The 16,719-nt window shown below is 54.8% G+C and carries 15 protein-coding genes; 8 read left to right on the plus strand and 7 right to left on the minus strand.

The genetic code is table 11. The annotated features are described in order from the left end of the window. Positions 1-175: 175 nt before the first annotated feature. From ACXADJ_RS18475 to ACXADJ_RS18485, 3 genes are read left to right on the plus strand one after another with little or no spacing between them, the layout of a single operon-like run. Positions 176-1,171: an ATP-dependent zinc protease family protein gene (locus ACXADJ_RS18475; protein ID WP_475068921.1), complete on the plus strand. Its 996-nt coding sequence runs from the start codon at positions 176-178 to the stop codon at positions 1,169-1,171. Beyond that, positions 1,168-2,697, plus strand: coding sequence for an inactive transglutaminase family protein (locus tag ACXADJ_RS18480; protein ID WP_475068923.1), 1,530 nt, complete (start codon positions 1,168-1,170; stop codon positions 2,695-2,697). Before ACXADJ_RS18475 ends, ACXADJ_RS18480 begins: the two co-directional genes overlap by 4 nt. Positions 2,698-2,735: 38 nt before the next feature. After that, complete coding sequence (locus ACXADJ_RS18485; RefSeq protein WP_475069139.1) at positions 2,736-3,683, plus strand: alpha-L-glutamate ligase-like protein; 948 nt, start codon at positions 2,736-2,738, stop codon at positions 3,681-3,683. A gap of 83 nt (positions 3,684-3,766) precedes the next feature. On the opposite strand, the gene ACXADJ_RS18490 is transcribed toward ACXADJ_RS18485, so the two are convergent. Next, on the minus strand, positions 3,767-4,597 hold the full coding sequence (locus ACXADJ_RS18490) for an HDOD domain-containing protein (RefSeq protein WP_051219031.1): 831 nt from the start codon (positions 4,595-4,597) through the stop codon (positions 3,767-3,769). Positions 4,598-4,784: 187 nt separating this feature from the next. On the opposite strand from ACXADJ_RS18490, the gene ACXADJ_RS18495 reads away from it, so the two are divergent. Both ACXADJ_RS18495 and ACXADJ_RS18500 read left to right on the plus strand, forming a co-directional pair. Then, a complete protein-coding gene (locus ACXADJ_RS18495) occupies positions 4,785-5,672 on the plus strand; it encodes an NAD(P)-dependent oxidoreductase (RefSeq protein ID WP_475068925.1) in 888 nt (295 codons plus the stop codon). Continuing rightward, on the plus strand, positions 5,656-6,450 hold the full coding sequence (locus ACXADJ_RS18500) for a hydroxypyruvate isomerase family protein (RefSeq protein ID WP_028293041.1): 795 nt from the start codon (positions 5,656-5,658) through the stop codon (positions 6,448-6,450). Before ACXADJ_RS18495 ends, ACXADJ_RS18500 begins: the two co-directional genes overlap by 17 nt. On the opposite strand, the gene ACXADJ_RS18505 is transcribed toward ACXADJ_RS18500, so the two are convergent. Both ACXADJ_RS18505 and ACXADJ_RS18510 read right to left on the minus strand, forming a co-directional pair. Then, on the minus strand, positions 6,451-6,957 hold the full coding sequence (locus ACXADJ_RS18505) for a DUF1289 domain-containing protein (RefSeq protein WP_475068927.1): 507 nt from the start codon (positions 6,955-6,957) through the stop codon (positions 6,451-6,453). Between the two features lie 108 nt (positions 6,958-7,065). Further along, positions 7,066-7,275 (minus strand): cold-shock protein, encoded by a 210-nt coding sequence (locus tag ACXADJ_RS18510; protein ID WP_028293042.1) that lies wholly within the window; start codon positions 7,273-7,275, stop codon positions 7,066-7,068. 326 nt (positions 7,276-7,601) lie between these two features. Here ACXADJ_RS18510 and ACXADJ_RS18515 point away from each other — a divergent pair, with 326 nt between their 5' ends. Next, on the plus strand, positions 7,602-8,498 hold the full coding sequence (locus ACXADJ_RS18515; protein ID WP_475068930.1) for a class I SAM-dependent methyltransferase: 897 nt from the start codon (positions 7,602-7,604) through the stop codon (positions 8,496-8,498). Here the strand turns inward: ACXADJ_RS18515 and ACXADJ_RS18520 are convergent. Then, positions 8,479-9,468 (minus strand): bile acid:sodium symporter family protein, encoded by a 990-nt coding sequence (locus ACXADJ_RS18520; RefSeq protein ID WP_475068932.1) that lies wholly within the window; start codon positions 9,466-9,468, stop codon positions 8,479-8,481. The two genes, ACXADJ_RS18515 and ACXADJ_RS18520, sit on opposite strands and share 20 nt — an antisense overlap. A gap of 149 nt (positions 9,469-9,617) precedes the next feature. Between ACXADJ_RS18520 and ACXADJ_RS18525 the strand changes: the two genes are divergently transcribed. Next, positions 9,618-10,244, plus strand: a complete 627-nt coding sequence (locus ACXADJ_RS18525; RefSeq protein ID WP_475068934.1) for a flavin reductase family protein — start codon at positions 9,618-9,620, stop codon at positions 10,242-10,244. A gap of 317 nt (positions 10,245-10,561) precedes the next feature. Here ACXADJ_RS18525 and feoB read toward each other — a convergent pair whose 3' ends face one another. Both feoB and ACXADJ_RS18535 read right to left on the minus strand, forming a co-directional pair. Continuing rightward, entirely contained in the window at positions 10,562-12,835 is a 2,274-nt protein-coding gene (gene feoB / locus ACXADJ_RS18530) for a Fe(2+) transporter permease subunit FeoB (protein WP_475068936.1), read from the minus strand. Continuing rightward, a complete protein-coding gene (locus ACXADJ_RS18535) occupies positions 12,832-13,068 on the minus strand; it encodes a FeoA family protein (RefSeq protein ID WP_475068938.1) in 237 nt (78 codons plus the stop codon). Before ACXADJ_RS18535 ends, feoB begins: the two co-directional genes overlap by 4 nt. Positions 13,069-13,536: 468 nt before the next feature. Here ACXADJ_RS18535 and ACXADJ_RS18540 point away from each other — a divergent pair, with 468 nt between their 5' ends. Next, positions 13,537-13,995, plus strand: coding sequence for a hypothetical protein (locus tag ACXADJ_RS18540; RefSeq protein WP_475068940.1), 459 nt, complete (start codon positions 13,537-13,539; stop codon positions 13,993-13,995). Positions 13,996-14,469: 474 nt separating this feature from the next. Here ACXADJ_RS18540 and ACXADJ_RS18545 read toward each other — a convergent pair whose 3' ends face one another. Then, a complete protein-coding gene (locus tag ACXADJ_RS18545) occupies positions 14,470-16,401 on the minus strand; it encodes a VacB/RNase II family 3'-5' exoribonuclease (protein WP_475068943.1) in 1,932 nt (643 codons plus the stop codon). Positions 16,402-16,719: the final 318 nt, after the last annotated feature.

Raw genomic sequence — 16,719 nt, forward strand, 5'->3', positions numbered from 1 at the left:
AGTTTGTTGCCCGGGCTGAGCTAATAACGTGAGAACTTGCGAACCCAGTCCGGTTTCCTAGATAGCTTTATGATGGAGTTGCAGGTTTATGCGGGGCAGGCTGCTGTTGGCAGGTATGACGTTATTGGTTCAGGGCTGTACAACCTGGCCAGACAAGGCACACCGGGACGTGACGATGGACAAGATCGAAACCGTGGTGGCTCGTCACAGTCCGCGCATTGAATTGCACTGCCCCGATATTGATACCGTCAGTGAGCAGCTGGAAGAGCAGCGTCAGATGCTGGAGCACATGAATCGCGCCATGGTACGGCTGGAAGACCAGCATCAGCAGGAGCTTGCGGCGGAGTGCGGCGTGCCCCAGCAGCAACCCCAGAACGTCTGGAACGACAAGGTGATTGTTGGCGAAACCGAATGGATTTACCTGGCACCTCCTGGCCATTTGTACCGCGCCCGGGTCGACAGTGGTGCGACCACGTCGTCGCTCAGCGCTCAGGACGTTACCCGTTTTGAACGCAATGGCGAAAAGTGGGTTCGATTCAAACTGCAGCACGACGATGAAGAAGTGCCGATTGAAGTCGAGCGACCGATTGTGCGTAACGTGCTGATTCGTCAAGCCAGTAGCGAAGACGTGGAACGTCGCCCGGTGATTGAGCTGAATATCCACATGGGCAACGAACTACAACAGGTGACCGAATTTACCCTGGCCGACCGTTCTCATATGGAATTCCCGATCCTGCTGGGTCGCTCATTCTTGCAAGACGTCACTCTGATCGACGTTGGCAAACAATACCTGCACGACAAGTATCAGCCTCAGACCAGCATGGTGGATGACGAGTCGGCAGCCAAAGAGCAAGCCGCGAAAGAGCAAGCCGCGAAAGAGAAAGCTGCAAAAGAGAAAGCTGCAAAAGAGAAAGCTGCAAAAGAGAAAGCTGCCAAAGAGCAAGCCGCGAAAGAGCAAGCCGCGAAAGAGCAAGCTGCGAAAGAGCAAGCCGCGAAAGAGAAAGCGGCCGAACAGGCAAGCGAGCAAGCCGAAAATATTCCATCGGAGCCAGCGACTGCAGAGCCGGAAACATCCCAGCCGGTGAAACCTGCGGACACCAAAGAATCCACCCCTGCGGAATCCACTCCTGCGGATAGCAGCGCACAGCCGAATACGAGTACCGATAAATGATCAAACGGAATTTGCCCTACGCATTGCTGGTAGGGCTGTTGTTGTTGGCAGGGATTGCTCAAATCCTCCATCGCCACTGGGTTTACGACGTGCCACTGCTGCCTGGCGATGCCCAAACCATTTGGTCGGTGGAAGCCAAGGTCGAGTTTGATGCCAACGGTGAACCGGTCAAGGTGCGACTGGCCACGCCAGACAGTCAGCCGGGCTTTATGGTGCTGCGCGACAGCGGTGCTTCACCGGGTTATGGCCTGAGCTTTGTACCGGATGATCATCCGGGTGCCGAGTGGACCAAACGCTCTGCCGAAGGCAAGCAGTCGCTGTTTTACCGGGTCGACGTGTTGGAATCCGATGCCCACGATCTGATGGACGAATCGGCTCCGCCAATCATCACCTCCAGTTGGCCAGAACCCTATGCCAGTGCTGTGACCCAGGTGGTGCAGCAAGCCTATTCCACTTCCGCCGATCATTTCAGCCTGACCCGTGAACTGCTCAAGGCGTTTAATTCCGATCCTCGTGACCAGCACGTGCAACTGCTGGTGAGTCAGTATCGCCAGCGTTTACCACAGTTGATTGTCGATATGCTCAACATGGCGGGCGTGCCATCGCGGGTGGTGTACGGACTGCGACTGCAAGATGGCCGTCGTCAGCAAACCCTGCTGCCGTATATTCGGGTATGGCAGGGCGATAACAGTCAGGTGTTTGATGTGCCTTTGCAGGAGCGCAACCCAACGCTGTTCGACCCAACGGCTCCACTATTGCTGTGGGAGCAACGCGGTGAGCCGGTGATTGAGGTGATGGGGGGCGAGAACTCGCAAGTACGATTCTCCATGATCAAGCGTGAGGAGTCGGCCTTTGGCAATGTCGCCAACCGCTTGTCGGATGAGCACGAACTGCTGAATTTCTCGATCCACAGCCTGCCGATTGAAGAACAGGCGATGTTCAAAACCATTTTGCTGATCCCGATCGGCGCGCTGATTGTGTGCCTGCTGCGGGTGCTGATTGGCCTGAAAACTTCGGGCACCTTTATGCCGGTACTGATTGCTCTGGCGTTTATTCAGACCTCGTTAGTGACCGGCCTGGTGGGCTTTCTGATTATTGTCGCAACCGGGTTGGTGATTCGGGGCTATCTGTCGCACCTGAACTTGCTATTGGTGTCGCGAATATCGGCGACCATTATCACGGTGATCGCCATCATCGGGGTGTTCAGTGTGGCGTCGTACAAGTTTGGCCTGACCGAAGGCCTGAAGATTACCTTCTTCCCGATGATCATTCTGTCGTGGACCATCGAACGCATGTCCATCCTGTGGGAAGAAGAGGGTTGGCGTGAGGTTATGACCCAGGGCGGTGGTTCGCTGCTGACGGCGGTGATTGCCTTCTGGGCCATGAGCAACCCGCTGGTACGCCACCTGACGTTCAATTTCATTGGTGTGCAGCTGGTGATTATGGCGGTGGTGTTGATGCTGGGTACCTACACTGGCTACCGCTTGCTGGAGCTGAAACGCTTCGTGAAACTGGGTAAACACTGATGCCGTCGTTGTCTGAATCGCTCGCTGGCATTGGCGAAATGTTCGGTGCTTACCGCTCCATGAGCCGGCAAGGGGTGCTGGGCATGAATGCCCGCAATCGCCTCTATATTGGTCGTTATAACCAGCGCCGCTTGTTTCCTCTGGTGGATAACAAGCTGAAGACCAAACAGCTGGCCCAGCAATACCAGATTGCGGTGCCGGAATTGATCGGTGTGATTGACTCACAGCATCAGGTCTCGATGCTCAGCAAGCACCTGCAAGGACTCGAGTCCTTTGTGATCAAGCCGGCCAAGGGCTCGGGCGGCAAGGGCATTCTGGTGATTCAGGAACATGACGGCGATGGCTGGATCAAGGCCAGTGGTGACCGTGTAACCTTACAGGATGTTCAGCGTCATGTATCGAATATTCTGGCCGGGCTCTACAGTCTGGGCGGTGCCCAGGACGTTGCCATTATTGAACACTGCATCCGCTTTGATGACTCGCTGGCCAACTATTCCTTCGAGGGTGTGCCGGATATCCGGGTGATTGTGTGCCGGGGATTTCCGGTAATGGCGATGACCCGGCTGGCGACGCGGGAATCCGACGGTAAGGCCAACCTGCACCAAGGCGCGGTTGGGGTCGGGTTGTCGTTGAAGACAGGGCGGGCAATCAATGGCGTGATGCACGGTAAGCTGGTGCAGGCCCATCCGGACACGCTCGAACGCCTGTCCGAGCTGGTGATTCCGCAATGGGATGAGCTACTTAACCTGGCAGCGGGCTGTTATGAAATGACGGGGTTGGGGTACATCGGCACCGATGTGGTCATCGACCGCGACAAAGGCCCGATGTTGCTGGAACTGAACGCTCGCCCGGGGCTGGCCATTCAAATGGCCAATGGCAAAGGGCTGTTGCCAGGTTTGCGTAAAATCGATGCATTAACCGACGCCGAATTGAGGCGTCCGGCTGCGCAGCGAGTCGCGCTCAGTCAGCAGTGGTTTGCTGACTGAGTGTGGATATAAATCAGATAAGTTGAGTGATAAAGCCGGCAGCCTCGCCAAGAGCTGCCGGATAAAACGCTCAATACGACGTATCAGTCGCCCAGAATTTCTTCAAAACCGGACTCCAGGTCCCGGCATTCTTCCAGTGCATTGCGAATTTCACGCAGGTCCAGACCAATCTGACGGGCTGTGCGAACCGGGAACTTCTTAACCAGTTCTTCTTCGCTCATATCGGCTTCATGGGCACAGTGGAGGAATTTGGCTATGTGCAGCAAACCGCCCAGGTTCGAGAATGGCTGCTCAAGCTCCGGATTGCATTGGTCGTGAATGGCTTGTTGGATTTCGCTGGGGAATTTCCAGCGCTTGGCCAGTTCAGCACCGACTTCGGCCGAGGTGAATCCCAGCTGAGCCTGTTCGGCGGTGTGGCGCTGGCTGCCCAGTCGAACGGCGTCTTCAATACGGCTGGCTTCTTCCGGCATCACCACATGAATCAGCATGGAGCCGATAGAATGTAACATTCCGCAGGTAAAAGCCGTCTCCTTATCGCAGTCGGGCATGTACTTGGCCAACCATTTGGCCAGCGACGCGACGGAGAAGGAATCCCTCCAAAATGCTTTTGGATCAACACCGGCAGGCATTTTAATTGCCGATGTGACGCCAGAAGCGAGTACCATGGTGCGCAAGGTGCTGAGGCCGAGCAGTACAATCGCATCTTGTGGAGAAGAAACCTGTCGTGATAAACCGTAGTGAGCCGAGTTGGCTAACCGCAGTACTTTGGCGGTCAGCGCCTGATCCATTGCCACTTTGCGGCTGATTTCATCGGCGTTGGCGTTTTCGTCACGGAATGACTCAATCAGTTCCTGTACAACTTTCGGAATATGAGGCAGCTGTCGGGACTCAGCGAAAATAGTAGCCATGCTCATAACTGTTACTTCCTATCGGCGAGGGGGTTTGGGGAGCATCTGTTTAAGCCCGCGACCAGCGGCGCGGGCTTAAACAGATGCTTCACTAAGCATAGGTCAGCTATCCGCAAACGTCGGACAAACTTGGTTTAAAGTCAGTAACTCTTTGATATTATTGACACTTAATTCAGAACGGAGTGTTTTACACGTGAACATTGGCTTTATCGGCATGGGATTAATGGGGGTCCCGATGACCCAGCGTCTGCTGGCTGCCGGCCATTGTGTTCGTGTGTGGAATCGATCGGCCAACAAACTGGCTGCGGTGGTTGCCAACGGCGCAATTGCCTCAGACTCCATTGCCGAGCTGGTCAGCAACAGCGACGTGGTGATGCTGTGCGTGACCGACACCGTGGCGGTAGAGGCGGTGGTTTTTGCCGAGCACGGGGTGGCCGCGTCGATGACCGACCGACACACTCTGGTCGACTTCTCCAGTATTGATCCCCAGGCCACCCGGGTGATGGCTGCGCGTCTGAAACAGCAAACCGGTGCTGACTGGGTCGATGCGCCGGTATCTGGCGGTGTAGCCGGTGCCGAGCAAGGCACATTGGCGATCATGGTAGGCGCCGATACCGAGGCGCTTGAGCGTGTTGCGCCTTTATTGGCGGTACTGGGCCAGCGTCATACCCATATGGGGCCGGTGGGCTCCGGTCAGGTGACCAAGGTCTGCAACCAAATGCTGGTCAGTTGCAATGTGCTGGTGATGGCAGAAGTCATGGCGTTGGCTGAAAAGTCCGGTGTGCGTGCAGATATGATTCCGACGGCTCTGCAAGGTGGCTTTGCCGACAGCATTCCGTTGCAGCTTACTGGCCCGAAAATGGCCAATCGCGAATTTGACGAGATCAAATGGCACGTGAAAACCCTGCTGAAAGACCTGGATCTGGCGCGCACATTGGCGCATGCCTCTCACAGTGCGACGCCGATGGCGGGGCTGGGTGCGGAGCTGATGCGACAACATGCCAGCCGGGGGTTTGCCGATCAGGACCCGGCCACGCTGGTGCAGCTGTACGCGGAGGCCAAGCATGAAGGCGAGCGCTAATCTGTCGCTGTTATACAGCGAATTGCCCTTTCTGAAACGCTTTACAGCAGCCCGTCGCGACGGCTTTCGAGCGGTTGAAATTCAATTCCCATATCAATATCCCATTGCCGATATCAAGCGCCAGTTGATGGACAACGACCTCAAGCTGGTGCTGATTAACCTGCCGGCCGGTGACCTGATGGAAGGCGGTGAAGGCATTGCCAGTGTGCCGGGCAAGGCAGCGGAATACGCTGCGGCTGTGGTGGAATGCCTGTCATATGCCCGTGCCTTGAAGGTTCCTACGGTGAACGTGTTACCGGGCCGTTGTCAGCAACCGGAGCGTCGCGAGGAATACCTGCAAACCTTTCTTCGCAATCTTAAAATTACCGCCGACAGTTTTGCTCCGTTCGGAATTACCACCACGTTTGAGGCCATTAACCGGTTTGATATGCCGGATTTCATGATCTGCACCGGGCGTGAAATGCTGGCCATTATGGCGCAGCTGCAACACCCGAATATCAAAGCCCAGTTCGATGTTTATCACATGGCACGTATGGGGGTGGATGTCACTGGGTTTCTGAAACGTCATGCGACGCGGATTGGTCATATCCAGTTTGCCGATATGCCCGGGCGACATGAGCCGGGCACTGGACGGATTGATTTCGAACAGGTGTTCAAAACCATTCAACACAGTGATTATCAGGGCTGGGTTGGCGCTGAATATCATCCTTCGATGGCGACGCCACGTACGTTGGAGTGGCTCCGCTATTTTCAGTCAGAATCGCAGGCGGCTGTTTAATCAGAACAGTCCCATCTGGCCTTGATCGTTGACGACGACTGGGCTGTCTTGCTGCTCAGCAGGTTTTGTTTGCTGGGGCTTTGCTGTTTGCTCTGTGTTGTTCTGAGCGGGGTTTTCTCGAGTCTTGTTTTCTTTAACTGTGCTTTCTTGAGCTGCTTTTTCTGGCGTTGTTTTTTCTGCTTCTGGGCCGACCGTGTTGTTGGCGTCTGGCTTATCGGTATCGGCATCGACGACAGGGGCATCAGCAGCAAACAGTTCGGCTTGCGGTGACACTTCGTATTCCGCCTCCGGTTCCTCAATCAAGGCAGCTGTCCGGCCAGCAAGAATTTTCTGGCGGCGCTTGTCGCACAAATTGATGATTAACTGCTTCTGAAACGGCGAGAACTCATACCAGTGCTGGCGTTCCTTGCGGTTGCGTAAACAGCCTTTGCAGTACCCTTTGTTATTAACGGTACAAATGCCGATGCAAGGATTGGGAATATCAAACAGTTCGCCTTGATCTATCATGCCTGAAGCCCGAAAGATGGATGCGTGACTGGAAAGAAGAGGTGCAGCAGGGCTGCGAAGGGGAAAGAATCAGAGAGTGGGAACCCACTCTCTGATTGCTGAAACTGATTACAGCGGAGTAACGTTTTCAGCTTGAGGACCTTTCTGGCCCTGGCTCACTTCCATGGTCACTTTCTGACCTTCTTGCAGGGAGCGACGGCCATTGCCGTTGATGGCGCTGTAGTGTACGAAAACGTCTTTACCGGATTCCTGCTCAATGAAGCCGAAACCTTTTTCATCGTTGAACCACTTTACAGTGCCCTGAACTTGATCTGCCATTGGTATTTCCTTGGGTAGTGCTGGCCGAAGCCGATTAATGCGTTAGTGGCACTGTGGTACTGGCTTGAACCGGTAAGCAATGCCGTTATCGACCAGTTCCTGCTTACTCTGTGAGTGGTACGGTACTCGCCAATAGCGCTTACATGAAACGCTTAGGCATAGTAGCCTACCCGCGTGGTCGTACCAAGGCTTCTTGAGCAATAGTTGCCCGCTTTGTTCAATTTGTGCGTTATGGCGCTGTATTTTGTTTTTCTCAGGCACATACACGCTAATTTTCATGGTACGCCGGAATTTTTCTTGTCTCAGCCGTATTGGCTGGTGAGTATATGTGCAGCAAATCTGATATCCCCTACGTATTACCTGTCTCAAATCAAGCCTCGCGACTGTTCCACGGCCGTGGCCATGCCTGGCCGGGACTGCATCACATCAATATCGACTGGTACGCGCCGGTGGTGTTTATCACCCTCTATGAAGCCGAAGATGCCGAGCGTTTACAGGCGTTAGCCAATGAGCTGTTCGCTGCCATTGATGAATGCGACACCGTGATCGCCCAGTATCGCCACGAATCCATGGCACCAATGGAAGCACTGGTGGGACAATTACCCGACTCCCTTACGGTGGAAGAACATGGCCTGAAGTACGGCCTGAACTTTGGCAAATTCCAGAATATTGGCCTGTTTCCTGACATGGCCAATGGCCGCTTGTGGGTGAAACAACAGGCGCAGGGCAAACGGGTCTTGAACCTGTTTTCCTACACCTGCGGGTTCTCGGTTGCGGCATTGGCCGGTGGCGCCGAGAAGGTCGTCAATTTCGATATGAGCAAGCGGGCACTGTCGATTGGCCGTGACAATCATCGTCTGAACGACCATGACCTGAGTCGGGTGGTGTTTGAAGGTGTGGATATTTTCCGTTCGTTCGGACGCCTTAAAAAGCACGGCCCGTACGATCTGGTGATATCCGATCCACCAACCTTCCAGAAAGGCAGTGTCGATATTCGCAAGGACTATCCGAGGCTGGTGCGTCGACTGCGTGACTATCTGGCACCGCAGGCAGAGCTGCTGTTGTGCCTGAACGCCCCCGAACTGGGCGCCGACTTCCTGTTGGATGTGGTTACGCAAGAGTGCCCGGACTGGCAGTTCATTGAGCGCATTGCCAATCCGGACGCCTTCGTGGAAGCCACAGAAACCAGCGGCCTGAAGGTGCTCAGGTTTCGTGCTCCCTGACGGCAGAAGCATGGCTGCTGGAGCCGGATTTGAAGCTGTTGGCCGCTGACGCCTGCTTGACCCTTTGGCGGGTCAGGTAACGGCATAAAGCGGCGACCAACGAGCCGCTGACGTTGTGCCAGCAGCTGAACAGGGCCGCTGGCAAGGCGACCATCGGGGTGAAAAACTTCAGCGCCAGAGCTGCGCCCAAGCCGGAATTTTGCATGCCCACTTCAATGGCCAGAGTGCGGGCTTCGGCCTCGGTACAGCCACTTAGGCGGCCTCCCAAATAGCCAATAAGCAAGCCACCCAGGTTGTGGCCTATGACGGCGATCAGGGTCGTTAATCCGACTACGCCCAGTTCTTCGGCGTTCAAGGCCACGATAATGGCAATCACCGTCAGAATCGCCAGTGTGGCAATGTTCCCCAGATGAGGCAGCAACGCGCGGCGCCATTGGGGTAGCCAACGGGATACCAACAACCCGGCCAGCAGCGGAATGACCACCATCTTGGCGGTGGCGATCAGAATCAACAGGGTGTCGATGCTGACATTGGCGGCGGCATACCATTGCAGCATTAATGGCGTCAGCACCACGCCCGCGAGGGTCGAAGCCAGTGTCATGCTGATCGACAGTGCCACATCGCCACCGGCCAGGTAGGTAATCACGTTGGATGCTGTGCCGCCAGCACAACAGCCGACCACAATCAGCCCCAGCGCGATGTCATCGGGCAACTGCAAGGCCTTGCCCAACAGCCAGCCGAGTAACGGCATGCTGAGAAACTGCAAACACACGCCCAGTACCAGTGGTTTGGGTTTGCGGGCAATGCGGCGGAAATCCTGCCAGCGAAGTGTCAGCCCCATGCAGAACATGATCACCACCAACAAGGGCACGACGGCTCCTTTCCAGCCGATCAAGGGAGCGGGGTCTTGCCAGGCCAGCAGGCTGACGATAATCGCGAGTAAAGGAAACAGGGATGGCAGGGAAAGCATAATCAACCTGAACAGGGCAGTTGGGTGGTGGCCACTGTAACAGCAACCGGCTTTGCCGGGGTGTAAAAGCCTGTTGCGGTGACGGCCTTGTTGGTTGACGGTAGCATGGCGGTGATTCAGAGGTTTCTTTTCAGCTCAGGGAGTTCTTTATGCTTTACGATTTTTCAGACACATCCGCCGGACAACGCTACTTCCTGATGACGCAGTCGATCATGCCTCGGCCTATCGCCTGGATTCTGACTGAAAACCAGGATGGTTCTCACAACCTGGCGCCGTTTTCCTTCTTTACGCCGGTTTGTTCCAATCCGCCAACGCTGGTGGTGTCGGTGGGTAATAAGGAAGCCGGTATTCCCAAGGACACCTGGGCCAATATTCAGCGCACGGGACATGCGGTTGTGCATGTGCCATCGCTGCGTCATATCGATTCGGTGAACTCTTCAGCCGCAACACTGGATGCAGGTGTCAGTGAGGTTGTAGAGGCTGGCCTGAGCACGGTGCCTTTGCAGACGGTCGCCGGGGACGAATACCCGCTGCCACGCATTGACGGAGTGGATGTTGCCTACGGCTGCCGCTATCAACAGCACGTGGATTTAGGTGCGGCACCGCAGCACATTGTGTTTCTGGAAGTCGAACACCTGTACGTTGCCGATGAGGTGTTGGTTGAGGTGAAAGACCGCAAACAGATTGGCGCCGATGAGCTGAACCCGCTGTCGCGCCTGGGCGGCGCGGACTATGCCGTCATTGGTGACAAGCACAGCCGCGCCCGACCTGCATGATGCTAGGGACCCTCTAAACAACTCTGCACAGCTCTCGGCTCTGGCTTCCTGCTTCGCCCTACCTCCTGCATCCATGCAGTCGTGCGCGAGTCCTGCAGGTTGTCAGAACAAGGCGGCGAATGCAGCGGAATGACCAGTCCTTTCCAAATTCGCCAACACCGTTCTGGCGGGCTGCAGGCCGCGCCCTGCGGGGATGGCAGGGCATTGCTGACTCTGTGTCGCTGATTTTTGACTTGACCCGTCAGGCCTGCAAATCAGCTTCGTGATTCAGCGTCGCCCTGTCATCCAGAGCGGGCACCGAGTTTTTCAGAGTGTCCCTAGCCGACGCTGGTCAGCGGAATCAGCGCGGCATCGCGTTTTTGGGCGTGGCGGCGTATTTGCCATAAACAGCCGCCAATAAAGAAGCCACAGGCGAGTACCCAGATCACCGAGCTGACCGGGTGCACGCCGAGGCTGCCAATCTGATACACAATCACCGCTGTGGTGTAAGCCAAGCCTGTGCTCCAGCCCGCCACAAACAACATCCAGCGCATACCGGCTTCCCGTACCATGGCTCCCAGGGTCGCCACACACGGCGTGTACAGCAGCACAAACACCAGATAAGAGAACGCTGCCAGTTGGCTACCGAACAACTGCTCCATGGCCGTAAAAGTACCGTTGTGAACGCCTTGTTCAACGGTTTGGTCAGCACCAACAAGGCCCAGTCCCAGCGGGTCGAGCAGGTTGTTGGAAACGTCGATCAGGTTGGCCGGAATGGTTAATACGGCTTCTTGCAGTGATCCCCACAAATCGTATTCGCCGCCTGCTTCTGCATCTTCCGGGTTATAAAGCGCATCCAGCGTACCTACCACGGCTTCCTTGGCGAAGATACCGGTAATGATGCCCACAGTGGCGGGCCAGTTGTCTTCTTCTACGCCCAATGGCGCCAGTACCGGGGTGGTGACACGAGCGATTTCAGACAGTACAGACTTCTCGTTGTTTTCGTTGCCAAAGCTGCCGTCGGTACCGATGGAGTTCAGGAACGACAGAATGGTCACCACCATGATGATGGTCTTACCGGCGCGGCGGATAAACGAACGCAGGCGCTCCCAGGTTTTCAACAGCACGCCTCGTACGGTCGGAATGTGGTAAGCCGGCAGCTCCATCACAAACGGCGTCAGTTCCGGTTTGAACAGGGTGTGCTTCAACGCCAGACCGGTGAGCAGCGCCATGGCGATGCCCAGAACATAGAGGCTGAATACCATGGTGGCACCGCTGTCCGAGAAAAAGGCGGCGGCAAACAGGGCGAATACTGACAGCCGGGCACCACAGGACATAAAAGGCGCCATGGCAATGGTCAGCAGACGGTCCTTGTGGGTGTCCATGGTGCGGGCGGCCATCACCGACGGGACGTTGCAGCCGAAGCCGACGATCAATGGCACAAAGGATTTACCGGGTAAGCCAACTGCGCGCATCAGGCGGTCCATCACAAACGCAGCGCGGGCCATATAACCGGAATCTTCGATAATGGATAAAAACAGATACAGACCACCAATAATGGGAATAAAGGTGGCGACCAGCTGAATACCACCGCCAAAGCCATCAGCCAACAAGGTTACCAACCAGGCGGGCAGGGATATGGCTTCCAGCAGGTAACGGAAGCCATCGACAAATATCGCCGCAGAGGCGATGTCGAAGAAATCAATAAAGGCGCCGCCAATGTTGATGGCGAAGGTGAACATCAGGTACATCACGGCAAAAAAGAACGGGATACCGATGTATCGATTGATCACAATACTATCAATCTTCTCGGTAATGGTTTTCTTGTGTTCTGTGCGATGACTGATTTGACGAGTAATACCTTGCAGGGTCTGGTAACGGGAGTTGGCCAAAATAACGTCTATCGGCTGTTCGTATTCCGCTTCCAGTGTTAATCGCCACTGCTCACCAGACTGATGCAAATCGGCATTACCGTATTCCTGACTTTCCAATGCACTGACCGCGTGCCAGCGTGGAGAATCATCATTTGGTATTAATGCGGATAATTCATTCAGGGCTTGTTGCAGTAATCCGCTGGCTTGCCAAACAGGCGTCGGCGCAGTGGCATGTTGCAAGGTGTTGCCGATAACCTGGCGTAATTCATCAATACCTTCGCCTTGCGCTGCAACAATAGGAACAACCGGTACGCCCAGCAGCTTCGACATTTTGGTGGTATCGATATGCAGGCCTTCCCGCTCGGCGACATCCAGCATATTGACGGCGATAATCATGGGTACGCCCATATCCAGCAACTGACTGCTGAGATACAGATTGCGCTCCAGATTACTGCCATCAACAATATTGATCACCAGATCCGACTCTTGCGACAACACAAACTCGCGGGCGATACGTTCATCCAGCGACAATTCATGGTCATTGCTGTCGAGCGCATAGGTGCCCGGCAAATCCACCAATATATGACGCTGCTGCTGAATGGATATGGCGCCTTCTTTCTTTTCCACGGTGACGCCTGGCCAGTTACCGACTTTCTGGCGGGCGCCGGTCAGCTGGTTAAAGAGGGTGGTCTTGCCGCAGTTGGGGTTACCGATCAGGCCAATGGTGGCAGGCTTCATGCAAAGCCCTCCACTAGCAGAATGGCGGCTTCTGTTTTACGCAGGCTGACAGAGCGACCTTTTAATACCAGTTGAATAGGGTCGCCCAGCGGGGCCACTCGTTTTATTTCGACTTCCGTTCCGGGAACAATACCCAGAGCCAGTAATTTGCGGCGGAATTGCGCGTCCGTATGGGTAAACCCGGTTACCGTTACGGATGAGCCTATCGCGGCTTGATCCAGAGTCTTGGTCATGAGGGGGCGCCTGTGTAGACGGGAGAGGTAATTTTGGCGATGGTAATGTGTATCATTTTGATGAACAAGGAGCCCTGTCAGGATTTGGGTCTTTGCAACAATGCGTTGCTGAAAGGTTAATCTCACGGCGGTTTTTTCTGACGTGCAAGTCAGGAAACATCTGGGATTGAAAAGACCTGGATTACAAACCACTGATTTCATGGCTGTTTTTTTTGGTGGCCCAGGATGTCTGAATCGACCACTTTGTGAACTCTTATATGCGGTTTGGGTAATTGTGTTTATTTTATGGATATCGCCTTGACGCCAACGAATCATTGTATAAGTTTATATTATCAGTTTATTATATGCGGAAATTTCAGGTAGGCTTCTCCTGAAAGCATGATTTGATAATAATACCTGTTGCATCTGGCCCATGGATTGGTCTGCACAGGAAACTATGGCTTAAAACTGAAAGTTGTAGAGGTGAATATGAGCATCCTGGATACCGATATTGAAAAGCAAATTCAGCAGCACCAGCAGAAGATTATGGAGCTGGAGCAGCTGAAAAAAGATCACGAGAAAAAACTCGAAGGCCTGAAGCAGTTCGACGCTGAAATCAAACGCCTGTGTGAAGAGCGTTCTCTGACTGAAGACGAGCTGTATGTATCCCGCTCCGAGCAAATCGAGAAGTGGATTACTGATATGGCCAAGCAGGAAGCTCCTTCTGCTATTTATAACAGCCTGCGCAAGCATTTCGAAAAAGCAGCTAACCGTGCAGCCAAAGGCGGCAAGAAAGCGGTTGCGGCTAACAAGCCAAAACTGGAAGTAGGTGCATACACCAACCCACATACCAGTGAAACAGTTGAGAAGATCAAGCGTAACCCGCGTCAATTGGATCAGTGGATTGCAGAACACGGTATTGAAACCGTAAAAGGCTGGAAATCCTGATCGTCGGAATATCCGAATCTCTGTTCACTCGCCTGATCAGCAAAAAAGCCCGCACTGTTTAACAGAGCGGGCTTTTTTTGTGGTTTGCGTTTAGGCGCTATCTTGCGCTGGACGCAGAATATCAGACGAACATCACCAAAGGGGGACATCTATTTAATCCTGCACGGCTCTGCGCGAGTGTTGCCGTTGTTCAGTGCAAGGCGACGAATGCAGCGAAATGACGAACCTGTCCGGTCGAGTCTTTTCAAGTTCGTCAACACAGCACTGGGCGGCGGCAACCCGCGCCCTGCGGGGGCTGCCGAATGATCTCGACTCTGTGTCGCCGACTTTTGACTTGACCCGTCAGGCCTACAAGTCGGCTTCGTGATTCGAAACCATCCGGCAGCCCAGAGTGAGCACCGGATTAAATAGATGTCCCCCAAAGGGCTATACAGGGCTTTTACAAAGCCTGTAGAGCCCTATGGCAATTTATACTTACTTAACTAGCGCCAGTTTCAATTCGCGGTTTTGCGGATTCAGGCTTTCTACTTTCACCCGAACCATCTGGCCGATATCAAAACGCTCTTCGCCTTTCACGTGGCTGAGGGTTTTGCTCTGGAAGCTCCAGTCCTTGGCTTTACGGCGATCAATCTGACCATCAATACCAAAGTCTTCGAGGCGCACGGTGATGCTGCTCTGGTTGGCGTAGTGGATGGTGGCGTCGAATTCCGCTTCCGCTGGCAAGGTTTGCAACCATTGCAGCTTGAGCCATTGCTCAGACTGATTAGCGGCGACACGGGCACGGGTCTGTTTGTCCTGAATATCAGTCAGGACTTCCTGCGCTGGCGCTTCAACGGCTTGTTCCTGCAGCAGGGTGGCAATCAGACGGTGCACCAGCAGGTCGTTGTACTTGCGCAGTGGCGACGTCATGGTGGTGTAACGCTGGAAGCCCAGACCCATGTGCGGGGTACGCTCGGTGGTCAGGGTGCTGCGGTCAAGCTGACGGCTGATGATGTCACGCAGCGCCAGTGGGCCTTCGTGGACGTTGGCTTGTTGCATATAGCCAACATAATCTTCCAGCGTCTTGAACTTCGGCTTGCTCTCCAGCGCCAGTGATTCTTTCAGCATGCTGGCAACGTCGCCGATGCGTTCGGTGCGAATGCCGTTGTGCTGTACAAAAATGCCTGTCTCTCGGGCGTCCAGCCATTCGGCGCAGAGGCGGTTGCAGACCAGCATGCACTCTTCCACCAGCTTTTGGGCATCGTTGCGATCCTGACGCAGGATCTCCTGCACCTTGCCGTGTTCGTCCATCACCAGACGGTAGTCCGGACGGTCGTCCATGGTCAGTGCCGTTTGATGACGATGGCTGGCCAGTGCCCTGAAGCAGTCGCCCAGCGCTTGCAGGGAGTCGGTTACATTCGCAGGGATCTGGCCGCTGCTGTGGTCGGCAAGGAATTCCGCTACCTGAACGTAGCTCAGCTTGGCTTTGTTGGTGATCACCGCCTGACGCAATTGCAGCAGCTCGCTGGCACCGTCGTTGCAAACCTGAATATCCGCCACCAACGCCATGCGTGGCTGATCCTGTTGCAGCGAGCACAGCTGTTCAGACAGCACGGCTGGTAGCATTGGCAACACCTGACCCGGGAAGTAGGCAGAAGTCGCACGGGCTTGAGCGGCCAGGTCGAGTTCCGAGCCCTGAGCAATCACAGCAGCCGGATCGGCGATGGCCACTTGCAGCAGCCAGCCGTTGTCGTTGGCGGTTGCGCTCAGGGCGTCATCCAGATCGCGGGTTGAGGCGGAATCGATGGTGACGAAGGCAACGTCATTAAGGTCGGTGCGGCCAGCCTGGGCAGCTTCCAGACCCTGTTCAACCAGAGCGTTGGCAGCGTTCAATTCGGCTTCGCTGAACTCACCCTGGAGTTCCCACTTGGCTTGCATAAAACGGTTTTCGATGCCGCTTTCGTCGGCCTTGCCAATCAGCTCGGAAACCTGAGCCTGGGCCTTGCCGCTTGGGTAAGGGTGTTGGCTCAGCTTACCGGACACCAGCATGCCGTCTTCGGCCTTGTTGCGCAGCTTGGGCGGCACAAAGATCCAGCGGTTCAGAGCCGGGTGATCTGGCTGAATAAAGTGGCCTTTGCCTTTGACGATGTACTGGCCACAGAAACGGTCAAGCTCGGTGGAAATCAGCTTTTCGATCAGCGCCTGGGATTTCTTCTCATCCACTTGCTCAACGCGGAACGCGACGCGGTCGCCTGGCAGCACTTTTTCCATCTCTTCAGGAGACAGGTAGTACTGTTGATTATCGTCTGTCACTACAAAACCAAAGCGTCCGGCCGTCGAGCGAACCTTGCCTTCGAATCGAGGAATGCTGTTATGAATTTCTTGCTTGAGGTTTTTCAGTTGTGACAGTGCGCTTTGATCTAGCATTCCACCGGTCCTGGCCGTTCTAAAAAGGCCGTAGAGTGTAAAGTAGCGGCCCGCTTCAAGCTAGTGCGCGAATTCAAACGACTGTCTTAATTTTTTAACAGTGATTCCACACTATGGCTCCTCCAATAAAGGGGCATGGTCCAGGAGCATTGTCGCGCCGCCGGTTCCCTTGGGACCCTCTGAATAACTCTGCACAGCTCTGCGCGAGTCCTGCAGATTGTCAGAACAAGGCGGCGAATGCAGCGAAATGACGAGTCCTTTTCAAATCGGGCCGCGCAGGTTCGCCAACACCGTTCTGGCGGCCTGCAGGCCGCGCCC

This window comes from Oceanobacter sp. ABM4_470 (assembly GCF_056158645.1).

What these genes read in the sequence shown, in the direction of transcription:
- ACXADJ_RS18515 (WP_475068930.1), top strand. Translation starts at nt 7,602, where the DNA reads ATGTGCAGCAAATCTGATATCCCCTACGTATTACCTGTCTCAAATCAA.
- ACXADJ_RS18500 (WP_028293041.1), top strand. Translation starts at nt 5,656, where the DNA reads ATGAAGGCGAGCGCTAATCTGTCGCTGTTATACAGCGAATTGCCCTTT.
- ACXADJ_RS18475 (WP_475068921.1), top strand. Translation starts at nt 176, where the DNA reads ATGGACAAGATCGAAACCGTGGTGGCTCGTCACAGTCCGCGCATTGAA.
- ACXADJ_RS18520 (WP_475068932.1), bottom strand. Translation starts at nt 9,468, where the DNA reads ATGCTTTCCCTGCCATCCCTGTTTCCTTTACTCGCGATTATCGTCAGC.
- ACXADJ_RS18485 (WP_475069139.1), top strand. Translation starts at nt 2,736, where the DNA reads ATGTTCGGTGCTTACCGCTCCATGAGCCGGCAAGGGGTGCTGGGCATG.
- ACXADJ_RS18535 (WP_475068938.1), bottom strand. Translation starts at nt 13,068, where the DNA reads ATGACCAAGACTCTGGATCAAGCCGCGATAGGCTCATCCGTAACGGTA.
- ACXADJ_RS18505 (WP_475068927.1), bottom strand. Translation starts at nt 6,957, where the DNA reads ATGATAGATCAAGGCGAACTGTTTGATATTCCCAATCCTTGCATCGGC.
- ACXADJ_RS18490 (WP_051219031.1), bottom strand. Translation starts at nt 4,597, where the DNA reads ATGAGCATGGCTACTATTTTCGCTGAGTCCCGACAGCTGCCTCATATT.
- ACXADJ_RS18480 (WP_475068923.1), top strand. Translation starts at nt 1,168, where the DNA reads ATGATCAAACGGAATTTGCCCTACGCATTGCTGGTAGGGCTGTTGTTG.
- feoB (WP_475068936.1), bottom strand. Translation starts at nt 12,835, where the DNA reads ATGAAGCCTGCCACCATTGGCCTGATCGGTAACCCCAACTGCGGCAAG.
- ACXADJ_RS18545 (WP_475068943.1), bottom strand. Translation starts at nt 16,401, where the DNA reads ATGCTAGATCAAAGCGCACTGTCACAACTGAAAAACCTCAAGCAAGAA.
- ACXADJ_RS18510 (WP_028293042.1), bottom strand. Translation starts at nt 7,275, where the DNA reads ATGGCAGATCAAGTTCAGGGCACTGTAAAGTGGTTCAACGATGAAAAA.
- ACXADJ_RS18540 (WP_475068940.1), top strand. Translation starts at nt 13,537, where the DNA reads ATGAGCATCCTGGATACCGATATTGAAAAGCAAATTCAGCAGCACCAG.
- ACXADJ_RS18525 (WP_475068934.1), top strand. Translation starts at nt 9,618, where the DNA reads ATGCTTTACGATTTTTCAGACACATCCGCCGGACAACGCTACTTCCTG.